Annotated in this window: 14 protein-coding genes; 6 read left to right on the plus strand and 8 right to left on the minus strand. The window is 69.6% G+C overall.

Features of this window, described 5'->3' with window-relative positions:
• Positions 1-52: 52 nt before the first annotated feature.
• Positions 53-1918, minus strand: coding sequence for a ferrous iron transporter B (feoB, locus tag F1193_RS10750; protein WP_150097682.1), 1866 nt, complete (start codon positions 1916-1918; stop codon positions 53-55).
• 13 nt (positions 1919-1931) lie between these two features.
• Positions 1932-2201, minus strand: a complete 270-nt coding sequence (locus F1193_RS10755) for a FeoA family protein (RefSeq protein WP_150097683.1) — start codon at positions 2199-2201, stop codon at positions 1932-1934.
• Positions 2202-2507: 306 nt separating this feature from the next.
• Between F1193_RS10755 and rimO the strand changes: the two genes are divergently transcribed.
• Complete coding sequence (rimO, locus tag F1193_RS10760) at positions 2508-3845, plus strand: 30S ribosomal protein S12 methylthiotransferase RimO (protein WP_150097684.1); 1338 nt, start codon at positions 2508-2510, stop codon at positions 3843-3845.
• 192 nt (positions 3846-4037) lie between these two features.
• Here the strand turns inward: rimO and F1193_RS10765 are convergent, their stop codons facing one another.
• The 4 genes from F1193_RS10765 to F1193_RS10780 form a co-directional block, all read right to left on the minus strand.
• Positions 4038-5015 carry a quinone oxidoreductase family protein gene (locus F1193_RS10765; protein ID WP_150097685.1) on the minus strand — a complete coding sequence of 326 codons (978 nt, stop codon included), beginning with the start codon at positions 5013-5015 and terminating at the stop codon, positions 4038-4040.
• Entirely contained in the window at positions 5012-5791 is a 780-nt protein-coding gene (locus F1193_RS10770) for a TerC family protein (RefSeq protein WP_150097686.1), read from the minus strand. The genes F1193_RS10765 and F1193_RS10770 overlap by 4 nt, the downstream gene beginning before the upstream one ends.
• Before the next feature lie 6 nt (positions 5792-5797).
• Complete coding sequence (locus tag F1193_RS10775) at positions 5798-6526, minus strand: CDP-alcohol phosphatidyltransferase family protein (RefSeq protein ID WP_150097687.1); 729 nt, start codon at positions 6524-6526, stop codon at positions 5798-5800.
• Positions 6527-6735: 209 nt separating this feature from the next.
• Positions 6736-7722 carry a DUF2182 domain-containing protein gene (locus F1193_RS10780; protein ID WP_150097688.1) on the minus strand — a complete coding sequence of 329 codons (987 nt, stop codon included), beginning with the start codon at positions 7720-7722 and terminating at the stop codon, positions 6736-6738.
• Positions 7723-7805: 83 nt separating this feature from the next.
• Here F1193_RS10780 and F1193_RS10785 point away from each other — a divergent pair, with 83 nt between their 5' ends.
• Entirely contained in the window at positions 7806-9023 is a 1218-nt protein-coding gene (locus F1193_RS10785; protein ID WP_150097689.1) for a UbiH/UbiF family hydroxylase, read from the plus strand.
• 189 nt (positions 9024-9212) lie between these two features.
• Here the strand turns inward: F1193_RS10785 and F1193_RS10790 are convergent, their stop codons facing one another.
• A complete protein-coding gene (locus F1193_RS10790; RefSeq protein WP_150097690.1) occupies positions 9213-10307 on the minus strand; it encodes a CaiB/BaiF CoA transferase family protein in 1095 nt (364 codons plus the stop codon).
• A gap of 150 nt (positions 10308-10457) precedes the next feature.
• Between F1193_RS10790 and F1193_RS10795 the strand changes: the two genes are divergently transcribed.
• Positions 10458-11501 (plus strand): HpcH/HpaI aldolase/citrate lyase family protein, encoded by a 1044-nt coding sequence (locus F1193_RS10795; RefSeq protein ID WP_150097691.1) that lies wholly within the window; start codon positions 10458-10460, stop codon positions 11499-11501.
• Between the two features lie 188 nt (positions 11502-11689).
• Positions 11690-12019: a heat shock protein HspQ gene (hspQ, locus tag F1193_RS10800; RefSeq protein ID WP_150097692.1), complete on the plus strand. Its 330-nt coding sequence runs from the start codon at positions 11690-11692 to the stop codon at positions 12017-12019.
• An 85-nt stretch (positions 12020-12104) separates the two neighbouring features.
• Here hspQ and F1193_RS10805 read toward each other — a convergent pair whose 3' ends face one another.
• Positions 12105-13073 (minus strand): invasion associated locus B family protein, encoded by a 969-nt coding sequence (locus F1193_RS10805; RefSeq protein WP_170263527.1) that lies wholly within the window; start codon positions 13071-13073, stop codon positions 12105-12107.
• A gap of 16 nt (positions 13074-13089) precedes the next feature.
• Here F1193_RS10805 and F1193_RS10810 point away from each other — a divergent pair, with 16 nt between their 5' ends.
• Positions 13090-14919 carry an extracellular solute-binding protein gene (locus F1193_RS10810; RefSeq protein ID WP_210247356.1) on the plus strand — a complete coding sequence of 610 codons (1830 nt, stop codon included), beginning with the start codon at positions 13090-13092 and terminating at the stop codon, positions 14917-14919.
• A gap of 15 nt (positions 14920-14934) precedes the next feature.
• Positions 14935-16458 (plus strand): AMP-binding protein, encoded by a 1524-nt coding sequence (locus F1193_RS10815; RefSeq protein ID WP_150097695.1) that lies wholly within the window; start codon positions 14935-14937, stop codon positions 16456-16458.
• Positions 16459-16461 lie beyond the last annotated feature (3 nt).

Here is a 16461-nt window from a genome sequence, read left to right on the forward strand (position 1 = left end):
GGCACGCGGCGACGGCCGGCAACGCCGGTGGCCTGGACAGGAGCCGGCACGATCACGTCAGGGCGCGGGCGATCCAGTAGGTGGCACCGGCAGCGACATAGGCCAGCACCAGCAGATAGCCGAACTGGAACGCCGTCCAGCCGCGCGAATTGGTCTCGCGCCGCGACACCGCCAGCGTCGAGAAGCACATCGGCGCATAGATGTACCAGGCGAGGAAGGCGAGCGAGGTCGGCATCGACCAGGCATTGCGCAGCGTACTGACCAACCCTTCGGCGACCATGGTGTCGGAGCCGGACAGCGCATAGACGGTGCCGAGCGCGCCCACCGCCACTTCGCGCGCCGCCATGCCCGGCACCAGCGCGATGCAGATCTCCCAGTTGAAGCCGATCGGCGCGAACACATAGGACAGCGCGTGGCCGATCGAGGCGGCGAAGCTGTAATAGATCGCCGGCTGGGTGGCGCCTTCCGGCGGTGCGGGGAAGCTCGCCAGCGCCCACAGCACCACCGAGGCGGCAAGGATGGTGGTGCCGGCGCGCACCAGGAACGCCTTGGCCCGCGACAGCAGGCCGAGGACGAGGTCGCGCAGCGCCGGAAGCTGGTATTTCGGCAGCTCCATCAGGAACGGCTGCGCCCGCCCGCGCGTCAGGGTCAGCCGCAGCACCGCGGCCATCGCCAGCGCATTGACGATGCCGGCGAGATAGAGCCCGAACAGCACCATCCCTTGCAGGCCGATGCCCCAGCCGATCGGATCGTTCGGGATCACCGCGGCGATGATCAGCGTGTAGATCGGCAGCCGCGCCGAGCAGGTCATCAGCGGCGCGATCAGGATGGTGGTCAGCCGGTCGCGCGGATTGTCGATCACCCGCGTCGCCATGATGCCGGGGATGGCGCAGGCGAAGCTGGACAGGAGCGGCAGGAAGGCGCGGCCATTCAGGCCGACCGACCCCATCAGCCGGTCCATGATGAAGGCGGCGCGCGCCATGTAGCCGGTCTGTTCCAGCACCAGGATGAAGAAGAACAGGATCAGGATCTGCGGCAGGAAGACGATGACGCTGCCCACCCCGGCGATGGCGCCATCGGCGATCAGGCTGCTCAGCCGCCCCGCCGGCAGGTGCGTCCGCACCGTCTCGGCAAGCCACGAAACGCCGTCGTCGACCCAGCCCATCGGCGCCTCGGCCCAAGCGAACACCGCCTGGAACACCACGAACACCAGCGCCATGAGGAAGAGCGGCCCGACCACCGGGTTGAGCAGAACGGCGTCGAGATGGCGGGTGATGCGGCTCGCCGTGCCCTCGGCGATCACCACCTTGTTGGCGATCTCGCGGGCGCGGCGCTGCAGCGCGCGCAGGCCGGCGGCATCGAGCGGCCGGTAGTCGTCGGACGAGGCCGAGCGGCGCGCCATCTTGTCCAGCACGCCGGGCAGGCGGCGGCGCAGTTCCTCCAGCCCGCCGCGGCGCACCGCGACGGTGGGGATCACCGGCGCGCCGAGTTCCTGCGACAGGCGCTCGATGTCGATGCGGGTGCCGTTGCGCTCGGCAAGATCGACCATGTTGAGCGCCACCACGAACGGAATGCCGAGGCGCTGAACGTCCAGCACCAGCCGCAGATGCAGCCGCAGATTGGTGGCATCGATGACGCAGATCAGCGCGTTCGGCGGCGCCTCGTCGGCGCGCCGGCCCAGCAGCACGTCGCGGGTGATCTCCTGGTCGCGGCTTGCGGCATCCAGGCTGTAGGTGCCGGGCAGGTCGACGATGTGGAAGCGGGTGCCGTCATCCAGCGTCACGCTGCCCCAGCGCCGCTCGACGGTGGCGCCGGCATAGTTGGCGACCTTCTGCCGGCTGCCGGTGAGGCCATTGAACAGGGCGCTCTTGCCGCAATTGGGAACGCCGGCGAGCGCGATACGCGGTAGGTGGGGCATGAGTTGGGTGAGGTCAAGCTTCGAGCGGGGTGACGACGATCAGCCCAGCCTCGCGCCGCCGGATCGCGATCATCTGCCGATCCACGCGCACGCCCAGCGGATCGCCGAGCAGGCCGCGATGCATCACCACCACCGTCTTGCCTTCCTCGAAACCGATCTCCAACAGCCGCCGCTCGGACTCATTGTCGTCGTGGCAGGGCGAGATGCGGTTGATCAGGGCGCTGCGGCCCTTTGGAAGATCGGCTAGCGTGAGGGCTGGCTCCGACATGACATCCTCGGTCATCAGCGGACTGCAATTCTTTCGCGCCTTTACGGGAGCGGTGTCAAGCAATCAAACGCACCTCATCATCATTCTAAACAACAACCTGTTTGGACTAATTATAGACTGAACAGGACACGCCGGCAGCGCGACCTCGCCCCCTCGGCGCCCAGCTTGAGGGCACACGCTTGGCGGCCCCGACGATCTCGGCTAGAGCACTCTCCGCAGAAGCGGGAACCGATTTTGCATAAGAGATTTCAATAATTCAGAGACTTAGAGCACCGGAAGGCTTTGAGTGCCGGAAGGCTTTGAGTGCCAGGAGCCCCGCTGATGCACGATGAAACGCCTTCCCGCCCTCCACCGCGCGTGGGGCTCGTCTCTCTCGGTTGTCCCAAGGCGCTGGTTGATTCCGAGCGCATCCTGTCGCGGCTGCGCGCCGAGGGCTACGCATTCTCGCGCAAGTACCAGGGCGCCGACGTCGTCATCGTCAACACCTGTGGCTTTCTCGATTCCGCCAAGGCCGAGTCGCTCTCAGCCATCGGCGAGGCGATGGCCGCGAACGGCCGGGTGATCGTCACCGGCTGCATGGGCGCCGAGCCCGACGCCATCCTCGCGCGGTTCCCCAACGTGCTGGCGGTCACCGGGCCGCAGCAGTACGAGCAGGTGGTGGCCGCCGTCCATCAGGCCGCGGCGCCTGCGCACGATCCCTTCCTCGATCTCGTGCCGCCGCAAGGTATCCGGCTGACGCCGCGCCATTATGCGTATCTCAAGATCTCGGAGGGCTGCAGCAACCGCTGCAGCTTCTGCATCATCCCGCATCTGCGCGGCGACCTCGTCTCGCGCCCCGCTGCCGACGTGCTGCGCGAGGCGGAGGCGCTGGTGAAGGCCGGCGTGAAGGAGCTCCTGGTCATCAGCCAGGACACCTCGGCCTATGGGCTCGACCTGAAATACGCCCCCTCGACCTTCCAGGACCGCGAGGTGCGGGCGAAATTCCTCGATCTCGCCCGCGAGCTGGGCGCGCTCGGCGCGTGGGTGCGGCTGCACTACGTCTACCCCTACCCGCACGTCGACGAGGTGATCGAGTTGATGGCGGAAGGAAGGGTGCTTCCCTACCTCGACATCCCGTTCCAGCACGCCGCGCCCGATGTGCTGAAGGCGATGAAGCGCCCGGCGGCGCAGGAGAAGACGCTGGAGCGCATTAAACGCTGGCGCGAGATCTGCCCAAACCTCGCCATCCGGTCGAGCTTCATCGTCGGCTTCCCCGGCGAGACCGAGGACGATTTCGCGTTCCTGCTCGACTGGCTGAAGGCCGCCGAGCTTGATCGGGTCGGCTGCTTCAAGTTCGAGCCGGTGGCGGGGGCAGCCGCCAACGCTTTGCCCGATCAGGTGCCGGACGAGGTCAAGGCGCAGCGCCACAAGCGGCTGATGGAGGCCCAGCAGGCGATCTCGGCCAAGCTGCTCAAGCGCAAGGTCGGCAGCCGGCAGAAGGTGATCGTCGATGCCGTCACCGCGTCCGGTGCAGTCGGCCGCTCGGCCGCCGACGCGCCGGAGATCGACGGCACCGTGCATGTCGCCGCGCGCCGGCCGCTCAAGGTCGGCGAGATCGTGACGGTGAAGATCGAGCGCGCCGACGCCTACGATTTGCACGGCAGCGTGGTGGGGTACTGAGCGCCATCGACGCCCTGTCGCCCCGGCCAAGCGCCGAAGGCGCGCGAGCCGGGGCCGCCCGCAGGATGGGGTGCCTTTTTCGGATGACGATCCCGGCTCTCGCTGACGCTCGGCCGGGATGACGACAGGGAGAGGTCGTCGTCCCGGCCAAGCGGCTGAAAGGCGCGCGAGCCGGGATGACACGGCGTCAGCCTACGGGATCAGCAACGTCGCGCCGGTGGTCGCCCGCCCCTCCAGCGCTTCGTGCGCGCGGCGCGCCTCGGCCAGCGGGAAGGTCTGGTGGACCTCGATCTTCACCACGCCGCGACGGATCGCCTCGAACAGCTCGGCCGAGATCGCCTCAAGATCGGCGCGCCTGGCGATGTGGGCGAACAGCGACGGCCGCGTGGCAAAAAGCGAGCCGCGCTGGGACAGCATCATCAGGCTGAACGCCTCGACCGGCCCTGAGGCATTGCCGAACGACACGAACAGGCCGAACGGCTTGAGGCAGTCGAGCGAGCCGGGAAACGTCGCCTTGCCGACGCTGTCATAGACCACGTCGCACTTTTCGCCCTTGGTGATCTCGGCCACCCGCGCGACGAAGTCCTCCTCCGAATAGAGGATGACGTGGTGGCAGCCATGGGCGCGGGCGAGCTCGGCCTTGGCCTTGGAGCCGACCGTGCCGATGACGGCGGCCCCAAGATGCGCCGCCCACTGGCAGGCGATCAGGCCGACGCCGCCGGCCGCGGCATGGAACAGGATGGTGTGGCCGGGCCCGACCTTGAACGTCCGCCGCAGCAGGAACGCCGCCGTCATGCCCTTGAGCAGGGCCGCCGCTGCCGTGCGGTCGTCGATGTCGTCGGGTAGCCGGATCAGCCGCTCGGCCGCGACCAGCCGCGCCTGCGCGTAGGCGCCGCCATGGACGACATAGCCGACGCGGTCGCCGGGTCGGACTGTCTCCACCCCCGGCCCCACCGCCTCGACCACGCCGGCCGCCTCGCCGCCCGGCACAAAGGGCAGCCCGCCGGCCGGCTGGTAGAGGCCGGTGCGGAAATAGGTGTCGACATAATTGAGGCCGATGGCGGTGTGGCGCACCCGCGCCTCGCCCGGCCCCGGATCGCCGACCTCGACATCCTCGAACGTCAGCACCTCCGGCCCGCCGAAGCGGTGGACCCGCACGGCCTGGGTCATTGTCCCGTCTCCTGCATCGGCCGGTCGGGCACGTCCGCCGTGATCACGCCGTCGGCGCGGCGTCGGCGCTTCTTGCTCGCCAGCACATTGACCAGTTCCACACCCGCCGCGAACGCCATGGCGAAATAGATGTAGCCGCGCGGAATGTGGAAGCCCATGCCGTCCGCCACCAGCGCCACGCCGATCAAGAGCAGGAACGCCAGCGCCAGCATCTTGGTGGTAGGGTGCTCGGTGATGAAGTGCGACACCGGCCCCGAGGCCACGTACATCACCGCAACGGCGATGATCACCGCCAGCACCATGATCTCGATGTCCTCGGCCATGCCGATGGCGGTGATGATGGAATCGACCGAGAACACGATGTCGATGATGATGACCTGGAAGATGACGAAGGCGAAGGCGGAGCCGACCGCTGATTTCTTGTCGCCATTGTTGGGATCGTGCTCGATCTCGGCGTGAATCTCGTGCACGGCCTTGTAGAGCAGGAACAGGCCGCCGGCCGCCAGGATGATGTCGCGCCAGGACACCGCCTTGCCGAAGGCCGTGAACAGCGGATCGGTGAGGCCGATCAGCCATGTCAGGAACATCAACAGCACGATGCGGAAGATCAGCGCCAGCGACAGGCCGATCTGGCGGGCGCGCTTGGCCTGTTCGGCCGGCAGCCGCGACACCAGCACCGAGATGAACACGATATTGTCGATGCCGAGCACCACTTCCATCACCGTCAGTGTGACGAGGGCGGCCCAGGCGCCGGGGTCGGCGATCCATTCGAACATGAGAAACTACCGCTCCACAGCGTGCGGGCGGAACAGGCCCGCGAGGATGAAATAGAGGGCGATGGCGCAAAGGGCCGCCGTCACCGCCGGATCTGGCCGCATATCGGTGACGACGGCCCAGAGCGCAAGCGCCGCCCAGGCCGTCAGCATGGCAATGTTAAGCCCGCGCAACCGCCTCACCCGCAGCGGATGGACGAACACCACCGGCAGGAAGGTCAAGACGGTGAACGCCACCACCCCCGCCGCCGCGAGCCAGGGCTCTGGGTGCAGCAGCAGCAGGTAGAACACCACCACGTTCCACACCGCGGGAAAGCCGCGGAAATAATTGTCGCCGGTCTTCATCTGCCGGTCGGCGAAATAGAGCGCCGAGGATACCAGGATGGCGGCGAGGCAGGGGATTTCCGCCACCGGCGGCAGCAGCCCGGCCGCGAGAAGCGCATAGGCCGGCACCACCACATAGGTGAGATAGTCGACCACGAGGTCGAGCGCATCGCCCGACCAGCGCGGCAGAAGCTCGGCCACCCGCAGCCGGCGCGCCAGCGTGCCGTCGACGCCGTCGACCACCAGCGCCACCGCCAGCCAGCCGAACATGGCGGCGAAGCTGCCCCGTACCGCGGCGTCGAGCGCCAAGAGCCCGAGCACCGCGCCCGAGGCGGTGAACACATGCACCAGGAAGGCCGCCCACCGGCGGCCGCGCAATCCCGCCGAGGGCGGCGACAGATCGGGCGCCGTCATCGCCAGCCCCGGTCAGCGGCGCACCGGCATGGTGCGGACGCTCGAATGGCCGGTGTTCGTTTCCTCGACACGCGCTTCGCTCCTGCTCATGCGGTTTCCGGTTGATCCCTTCGGATACCGGAAACGGTCTCGCCGAAAAATCCTTGAACCGATGAGGATTTTTCGGCGATCGGAATTCGGCTCCCCAGCCTGGTCGGCCGGAAACCGTGTCAGGCCGCCCGCGGCCAATGGCTCCACACCTCGCTGCCGACGATCGCGGCCCCGATGACGAGGAGCACGACGCCGATGGCCCGGCTGAATCGGGTGGTCTCGGCGACCTTCTCGATCAGCATGATGACGCCGAGCGCCGCCATCCACACCAAATTCATCACCCCCACCGCGAACATCACCGCCATCAGCGCCCAGCAGCAGCCGAGGCAGAGCAGGCCCTGCCGCACCCCGAGGCGGAAGCCGCCGCCGGCCGAGGCCGCCCAATGGGCGAGGAAGAACGGGAACGGCCGCTGGCAGGCGGTGACGCAGCGGTATTTCAGATCGGAGAACTGGTAGGCACCGGCCAGCAGGAACACCGCGCCCGAGAACAGGCCGGACACCGATGTCATCGCCGGATCGAGCAGCCTCGCCGCGGTGAGCCCCCACTGCCCGAGCCCCAGCGCCAGCCCGGCGACCAGCCACACCGCCACATAGCCGCTGGCGATGACCGCCGGCGAGGCCGCCCGCTCGCCGCGGGCGGCGGCGGCATCGGCCATTTCGGCATAGGTGAGGATCATCGGCGCCGCGGTCGGCAGCATCATCGCGAACGCCATGGCGCCCCACATCGCCACCACCAGCGCCACGTCGGCGAGCCCCCACGGCCCGGAACCCGGCATGCCGAAATGCACCATGCCCGGCTGGCACAGCGAGGCCAGCAGCGCCCGGCCGAGTTCGGTGCGCGTCTCCGGATTGAGCAGCCGGTCGAACAGCACCATGCCCGGCCCCAGCGTGCCCGCCTCGCCGGTCTCGGCCATCTCGGCCACCATGATCGCCAAGTAGGCCCACCCCAGCGCGGCCAGCACGACGATGGCGCCGATGGCCAGCGGGCGCGGGCGCGCGAACAGGCGCCCAAGTCGTGCCTCGGCGGGCGAACGGGCCTCGGCAGGCGAACGGGCCTCGGCGGGCGGCAGCGCCTCGAACGGGTCACGGCGGAGGCCATCGGTCACGGCGTTCCCTCCCCCATCGGTCTTACGGCAACTTGCCGGACCATGGTATCTCGCACGGGAGTATGTGGTCTCCGGGAGTGGACATGACAGACGCCGAAGCCGTCGAGGATGTCGAAATCGCCGTCGTCGGCGCCGGGCCGGCCGGGCTCGCCTGCGCGCTTGCGCTCGCCTCGACCGGCGCCGAGGTGGCGCTGATCGGCCTGCCGCCGCCGCCCGAGGACAACCGCACCACCGCGCTGCTCGGCGGCTCGGTCACCGCGCTGGAGACGCTCGGCGTGTGGGCCGGCCTCGACGAGCGCGCGGCGCCGCTGCGGGCGCTGCGGCTGATCGACGACACCGGCGGCCTCATCCGCGCGCCCGAGATCACCTTCCGCGCCGCCGAGCTGGGGCTCGACGCCTTCGGCTGGAACGTGATCAACCGCGACCTGGTGGCGGCCCAGCGCGCCCGGCTCGGCGCCTATCCGCGGCTCAGGCGGCGCGAGGTCCAGGTCGCAGCGATCGAACTGACCGGCGCCCACGCCTTCGTCCGCCCGGTCGAGGGCGACACCGTCCGCGCCCGGCTGTTGGTGGCGGCCGATGGCCGGAACTCGCTCGCCCGCGCCGCCGCCGGCATTTCCGTTTCGCGCCGCCGCTACCCGCAGACCGCGGTCACCCTCAACCTCGCCCACACCCTGCAGCACGACGACACCTCGACCGAGTTCCACACAAGCCGCGGCCCGTTCACGCTGGTGCCGCTGAAGGGCGAGCGGTCGAGCCTCGTCTGCGTCACCACGCCCGAGGATGCCGAGGCGCTGATGGCGATGGCGGACGCGGCCCTCGCCCGCACGCTGGAGCGGCGCGCCCAGTCGCTGCTCGGCCAGTTCCGCATTGATGGCGGCCGGGCGGCATGGCCGCTGGCGGTGGAGACCCCGAGCCGGCTCGCCGCCCGCCGCGTCGCGCTGATCGGCGACGCGGCGCACGTGGTGCCGCCGATCGGCGCCCAGGGGCTCAATCTCGGCCTGCGCGACGGCGCCATGCTGGCCGAACTGGTGGCCGAGGCCCGGCGCGAGGGCACCGACGTCGGCGACGACAAGCTGCTCGGCCGCTACCACCGCGCCCGCCAGCTCGATATTTCGAGCCGCGCGTTTGCCATCGACATGCTCAACCGCACGCTGCTGTCGGCGTTCCTGCCCGCCCAGTTCGCCCGCAGCACCGGGCTGTGGCTGATCGACCGCCTGCCCGGCCTGCGCCGGCTGGTGATGCGCGAGGGGATGGGGCCCCGGCTCGGCGAGCCCAGGCTGATGCGCGGCGAACCGCTTTGAGCGTGTGAAGGCCTGTCATCCCGGGCAAGGGCCGAAGGCCCGCGACCCGGGATCGTTCGCCATTATTCCGTCGTCCCGGACCGCGCGAAGCGAGGAGCCGGAACCGTTTGCAGGACGAGGATCTTGTCTTGAGAACGATCCCGGGTCTCGCTGACGCTCGCCCGGGATGACGAGGCCCGCAGGCGCGGCTCACCCCGGCAGCTTCGGCGCCGGCAGAACGGTCTCGGGCCGGCGGAAGCCTTCGGCGAGCGGCAGCGGCAGCGCCGGGATCTCGACGCCCTCGGCGAGCGCCACACGCCGCCGGAACAGGCCGCGATTGACGAAGTGCGGATCGGCCAGCGCCTCCTCCAGCGTCGCCACCACCGTGGCGCAGCAATTGGCGGCCTTGAGAATCGGCCCCCAGTGCGACGCCGGCTGGCTGCGCACCAGCGCGGCGATGGCCGCGCCGGTCGCTGCCGGATCCTTCGTGTCGTCCTGCAGGTCTTCCGGCAGGCCGACCGCCGTGCAGAACGTCTCCCAGAACTTGTCCTCCAGCGACCCGCAGGCGACGAGACGGTCGTCGGCGGTGGGATAGAGCCGGTAGCGCGGCGACTCGGCGGTCGGCCCGGCGTGGGTGATGGTGGCAGAAGCCGCCCTGCCCCAGTGATAGGCGAGATTGAGCCAGCCGAACGTGAACATGGCGTCGGTCATGCCGATGTCGATCCGGCAGCCCTGCCCCGTCTTGTCGCGCTGCAGCAGCGCCAGCAGGATGTTGATCACCGCCGGCATGGTGCCGCCGCCGATGTCGGCCGCGTGCACCGGCGGCAGGGCCGGATTGGCAACCGGCGTGTCGGCGAGCAGGCCCGCGGTCGCCACGAAATTGAGGTCGTGGCCGGCCTCCTGGGCGCGCGGCCCCTCCTGGCCGTAGCCGGAGATCGAGCAATAGATCAGGCGCGGATTGATCGCCTTGACGTCGTCATAGCCCAGGCCGTGGCGGGCCATCACCCCGGGGCGGAACTGCTCGATCAGGATGTCGGCGCGCGCGATCAACGGCCGCAAGGCTTCGACCTGCGCCTTGTCCTTGAAGTCGACGACGTAGCCCTGCTTGCCGCGGTTGAGCATGGCGAACGGCATCGCCGTGCCGCCGATCTGCGGGGAGAAGCCGCGCATCGACTCGCCGTCCGGCCGCTCGATCTTGATCACCTCGGCGCCGGCCTCGGCCAGCATCAGGGCGGCGAGCGGCCCGGGCAGCAGCGTGGAAAAATCGAGCACGACAAGGCCCGACAGCGGCAAGGTGGGGGACATCGGCGGCCTATCCGGCAGGTTGAGGGAGGACGGTTGCGGCAGTAACCTGTCGCGTAACCGCCGCCACCAGCGCGGTCAATCCGCGACCAAAGCAGGACTTCCGCGCCATTCCGGCATGGGCTACGCGGTATCTTCGGGAGGACCACGCCAATGAAGCTGCCGCGCGATTTCTTCAAGCCCCTCGCCATCGGCGCCCCCGCTCCCCTGCGCGAGCTGCCGGTGCGGCTGGAGCGCATGATCCATTTCGTGCCGCCGCACATGGAGAAGGTGCGCGCCAAGGTGCCCGACCTGATCGCCAAGGTCGACGTGGTGCTGGGCAATCTGGAGGACGCCATCCCGATCGAGGCCAAGGAGGCGGCGCGGCGCGGCTTCATCGAGATGGCCAAGGCGTCCGACTTCGGCTCGACCGGCCTGTGGACCCGCATCAACGCCTTGAACTCGCCCTGGGTGCTCGACGATCTGTTCGAGATCGTCCGCGAGGTCGGCGACAAGCTCGACGTGGTGATGCTGCCCAAGGTCGAGGGACCGTGGGACATCCATTATCTCGACCAGCTCCTGGCCCAGCTCGAAGCCCGCCATCAGGTGAGAAAGCCGATCCTGATCCACGCGATCCTGGAGACCGCCGAGGGCGTCAAGAATGTCGAGGCCATCGCCGCGGCCTCCCCGCGCATGCACGGCATGAGCCTGGGCCCGGCCGATCTTGCCGCCTCGCGGGCGATGAAGACCACGCGGGTCGGCGGCGGTCACCCGGACTATCGGGTGCTGGCGGACGCCACCGAGGCCGGCTCAGCCCGCGCCAGCGCCCAGCAGGATCTGTGGCACTACACGGTGGCCAAGATGGTCGATGCCTGCGCGTCGGCCGGCATCAAGCCGTTCTACGGCCCGTTCGGCGACTTCTCCGACGAGGCCGCCTGCGAGGCGCAGTTCCGCAACGCCTTCCTGATGGGATGCGCCGGCGCGTGGTCGCTGCACCCGACCCAGATCGACATCGCCAAGAAGGTGTTCTCGCCCGACCCCGGCGAGGTGCGCTTCGCCAAGAAAATCCTCGACGCCATGCCTGACGGCTCGGGCGCGGTGATGATCGACGGCAAGATGCAGGACGACGCCACCTGGAAGCAGGCCAAGGTGATCGTCGACCTCGCCCGCATCGTCGCCGCCAAGGACCCCAAGCTCGCCGCCGAATACGGGCTGTGACGCGGTTTCCGGACATCCGGTTTCCGGTGCGCCACGTACCGGGATCCGGGCGCGATCACCGGCGGTCCGGACCGGACCGATCACAACCTGCTGATGCGGCACGAAACCCGTTTCCCGCAACCGGTGCGGCGCCTTGACACCCTTTCGGTGGTCTCATAGGTGACCAGCCGTCCGGGGTTCGGGTCGCAATGAAAGCAAGGGTCGCCAAATTCCGCATCGGCGCTGTGGTCCGTCACCGCTACCATCCGTTTCGCGGCGTCGTGTTCGACGTCGATCCCGTCTTCAACAACACCGAGGACTGGTGGCTCGCCATCCCGGCAGAGACCCGGCCCGACAAGAACCAGCCCTTCTACCATTTGTTCGCCGAGAGCGCCGACACCGAGTACGTCGCCTACGTCTCCGAGCAGAACCTGCTGCCCGACACCTCCGGCGAGCCGGTCCGCCATCCGCAGGTGGCCGAGGTGTTCGAGGCCGATGGCCAGGGCGGCTATCGCACCCGCTCCACGGTGATGCACTGAGCGCGACGCACGGAACCCTCCACCACACTAACGAAAAGGGCGCGCCGCCGGCGCGCCCTTCGCAAATCGGCATAGGCTGCTGAGATTACTTCGGCGCGGCGGCGCTCGGCGTTCCGCCGCCCTGTTCGAGCAGCTTCTTGCGCAGTTCCTCGGCGCGCTTCTGCATCTCGTCCTGCAGCTTCTTCTGCTGCTCCTCGACCGCCTTGGGGTCGAGCGGCGGACCATCATACGCCTTGGTGAAGCCCGCAAGCGGGATCGGGAAGCTCACCGGCCGGCCGGCCTGGTTGACCACCTGGATCGCCACCCCCTGCGCCGCCTTCAGCTTCTTCACGAAGTCGGCATCGATCTCCAGCTCGCCGAAGCAGCCGTTCGGGAAGCAGATGGTAAACTTGCCATTGACCGGCGGCTGCTTTTCAACCACCACCCGGAAGCCCGGCTGCAACTGCACGGTCAGCGGCGTCACGACGGCAAAGGTTTTCTTCGGCTCGCCCTTGGTTTCGCGCACCAGCACCGACGCCAGGAACTGCCCCGTCTCGGCACGGAGCTCCATGGTAACGAGGCAGATCTCCTTCTTGGCCTCCTTATCGGTGCTGCACAGCTTGGTCCAGGGCGAGGAAATGAGCTGCGGCGCCTGGGCCTGCTCGCCCGGCTTCGGAGCCGGCTTGGGCACGACAGGCTGGGCCGGGGCGGTTTGGGCCGAGGCTTCGGCAGCGAAACCGATGGCCAGCAGCGCCGTGGCGACCGATAGAGCGAGGCGGCGCGCCGTCGGCTGCAACGCGGACCGGATCGGGAACATCATGCGGAACTCCCTCGTGCGCCTGCGCAGTTCCTCGAACCGCGATTCCGACGCTTTAGGCGGTCCTTCACGGCGAATTGAGGCATCAGCGTGGCGTGGCGGCACGGCCGGGCTGCCGAAGGCCCCGAATCCCGCCATGCTGCCGCCCGAGGGTGGGGACAGGGTCCGCACGCAACGGCCGTGCCGCGTGGAATGTTGCGGTGCGCCGCCTGCCGATCGCCCGCCGACCATAGGTTTCGCCAGCGCCGGGTCCGCCATGCCTCGCCCCGCTTTCATGCCTCGCCCCGCTTTGCCTCGCCGCTGGGCCGCTTTGTTCGCTCTGATTGCCGCCCTCGTTGGCGGTTTCGTCGGTCCGGTGGCGGCGGCCGGACCGACGCACGCCATCGCCAACCACGCCCTGGCGATGCACGGCGAGCCGGCGCTGCCGGCCAGCTTCCAGGCCCTACCCTATGTCAAGCCGGATGCGCCCAAGGGCGGGCGGCTGGTGCAGGGCGTGGTGGGCACGTTCGACAGCCTCAACCCGCTGATCGTTCGCGGCACGCCGGCCGCCGGCATCCGCTCCTACGTGGTCGAAAGCCTGCTCGCCCGCAATCTCGACGAGCCCTTCACACTCTATGGCCTGCTCGCCCAGTCGATGGAGACCGACGCCGAGCGCACCTTCGTCGCCTTCACGCTCGACCCCCGGGCGCGCTTCTCCGACGGCCGGCCGGTCACGCCCGAGGACGTGGTGTTCTCGTATCGATTGCTGCGCGACAAGGGCCGGCCCAACCACCGCACCTATTATGCCAAGGTCAAGTCGGTCGAGGTGACCGGCGAGCGCACGGTGCGCTTCGACCTCAAAGGCTCCGACGACCGCGAGCTGCCGCTGATCCTCGGCCTGATGCCGGTGCTGCCCCGCCATGCCCTCGATCCCGAGACCTTCGACCAGACCAGCCTCGCCCCGCCGCTCGGCAGCGGCCCCTATGTCGTCGCCGAGGTCCGCCCAGGCGACTCGCTCACGCTTCGCCGCAACCCCGACTATTGGGGCCGCGACCTGCCGATCAATCGCGGCCTCTACAATTTCGACGAGATCCGCTTCGACTATTACCGCGACGCCAACACCCATTTCGAGGCATTCAAGCGCGGGCTTTACGACGTGCGCTTCGAAACCGACCCCGGCCGCTGGAAGACCGGCTACGATTTCCCGGCCGTCCGCGACGGACGGATCGTGCGCGAAAGCGCCTCGGACGGCCTGCCCGAGCCGGTCACCGGCTTCGTGTTCAATCTGCGGCGGCGGCTGTTCGCCGACGTGCGGGTACGGCAGGCGCTGATCGAGCTGTTCGATTTCGAGTGGCTCAACACTAGCTACTATTTCGGCGCCTATCGCCGCACCGGCAGCTTCTTCCAGGGCTCGGACCTGTCCGCCCTCGGCCGGCCGGCGAGCGAGGCCGAGCGCCGCCTGCTCGCCCCCTTCGCCGACGCCGTCCGCCCCGAGGTGATGGACGGCACCTACGCCCCGCCGGTCTCCGACGGCTCGGGGCGCGACCGCGACAGCCTGAAGCGGGCGCTGGACCGGCTGGACGCCGCCGGCTACCAGCTCGACCGCGGCACGCTGCGCACCAAACGCGGCGAACCCCTCTCGTTCGAGATCCTGGTCGCCACCAAGGACCAGGAGCGGCTCGCGCTGGCCTATGCGCGGATGGCGCAGCGGGCGGGGGTCAGCGCCTCGGTACGCCTTGTCGACAGCGTGCAGTACGAGCGCCGCCTGCAGACCTACGACTTCGACATGATCCTCAATACCTGGACGCCGTCGCTGTCGCCAGGCAACGAGCAGGCGTTCTATTTCGGCTCCAAGGCGGCCGACGTGCCGGGCACCCGCAACTACATGGGCGCCAGGAATCCGGCCGTCGACGCCATGATCGAGGCGGTGCTGGCGGCGCGCGACCGCGAGGCGCTGGTGGTGGCGGTGCGCGCGCTCGACCGGGCGCTGATCTCCGGCCTCTACATCATCCCGCTGTTCCACCTGCCGGACATCTGGCTCGCCCGCTGGCAGACCATCGGCCGACCGGAGAAGACCTCGCTTTACGGTCCCCTCCCCGAAACATGGTGGCGTGTGGCACCCTAGACCAAGAGGTGCAAAGTGATTCTCGAACGTGACGGCAGCGGGAGCGGTCTCACCGGCCGGGTGACGCTCGATCAGATCTTCCGGCGTGTCGCGGCAGAGCGGCCCGAGGCCGTCGCCTTGGCCGAGCGGGTCGGCGGCGAGGTGCGACGGCTGACCTATGCCCGCGTCGAGCACGCGGTCTCGGTGCTCGCCTCGCGGCTGGTGGCGCTCGGCCTGCCGCAGGATTCGGTCGTCGCGCTGCAGGGCGGCACCGGGATGGTGCAGGTGGTGGCGCTCCTCGCCGCGCTGCGCGCCGGCCTGATCGCGATGATGGTGCCCGAGCTGTGGCGCGAGGCGGACCTGACGCCGGCCATCGAGGGCTGCGGCACGCGGGCACTGATCTCGCTCGGGCCGTCCGACGACCTGCCGCTGACCCACTGCCGGGCCGCCGCCGAAGTGTTCTCCGTCCGCTTCGTCTGCGTGATGCAGGACGAGGCGCCGGACGGCGTCGTGCCGCTCGGCAGCCTGGAGTCCCTCGTCGATGGCGAGGTCGGCCGCCTGCCGGGCTACCGGTCCGGCAATCCGGCCGAGCACGTTGCGGTGCTGACCTGGGACGTCGGGCCGGACGGCCCCTATGTCGTTGCCCGCTCGCATCAGGCGCTGATCGCCGGTGCGGTGCCGGTCCTGCTCGCCGGCCGGCTCGACCTCACGACCGCGCTGGTATCGACGATCGCACCGTCGAGCTTCGCCGGCCTCGCCGCGAGCGTGGTGGTGTGGCTGCTCACCGGCGGCTCGCTGATGCTCGCCGAGCCGGCCGACACCGCGACCGTGGTGGAGACCGCCGCCTTGGCGGACGCGACCCACCTGCTGGTGCCGGCCGGTGTCGGCAGTTCGCTGTCGGCCGAGGGCCTGTTCGCCCGCTGCGGAGACTTGCGCGGCGTGCTGCTGCTGAACCGCGCCCCCGAGCAGGCGCCGGCGCCGTGGCATGCCGAGCCCATCTGCGCCATCGACCTCACCGCCTGGGGCGAGGCGGCGCTGCTGGCGCGCCGCCGCGAGGGACCGGAGGCGCGCGCCGCCATTCCCACCCGCGCGCACGCCGCGGCTGGCGCCGACCCGGTGGCGGCAAGCGTGGCCGGCCACCGCACGCTGCAGGGCACGCTCGCCGTCTCCGGCGCGATGGTGCCGAGCGTCGCCTATCCGGTGCCGGCCGGCACCGGCCTGCCCCTGGTCGCCGACAGCGCCTACGACACCGGCTGGACCTGCCACCCCGACCCCGGCGGTGCCGGCTTGATCTCCGACGCGCCGCCGCGCGGCGTGGCCCGCGTCGGCGGCTACCGGGTGTCGCTGCGCGACGCCGAGGCCAAGCTGTCGAAGCTGGCCGACGCGCCGGTCGAGGTGGCGGCGCTGCCGCACCGGGTGCTCGGCCAGCGGGTCGTCGCCACTACCGAAGGCAAGGTCGATCCGGCCGCCGCCGCGGCGCTGCCGCTGGTCGGGGTCTCTCCCGCCAAAGCGCCATCTGCGGGGACCGCGTCGTCAACCAGGACGCGACGCCCCGCTTGACTT

The sequence above is a fragment of the Blastochloris sulfoviridis genome, from assembly GCF_008630065.1.
Taxonomy (GTDB): domain Bacteria; phylum Pseudomonadota; class Alphaproteobacteria; order Rhizobiales; family Xanthobacteraceae; genus Blastochloris; species Blastochloris sulfoviridis.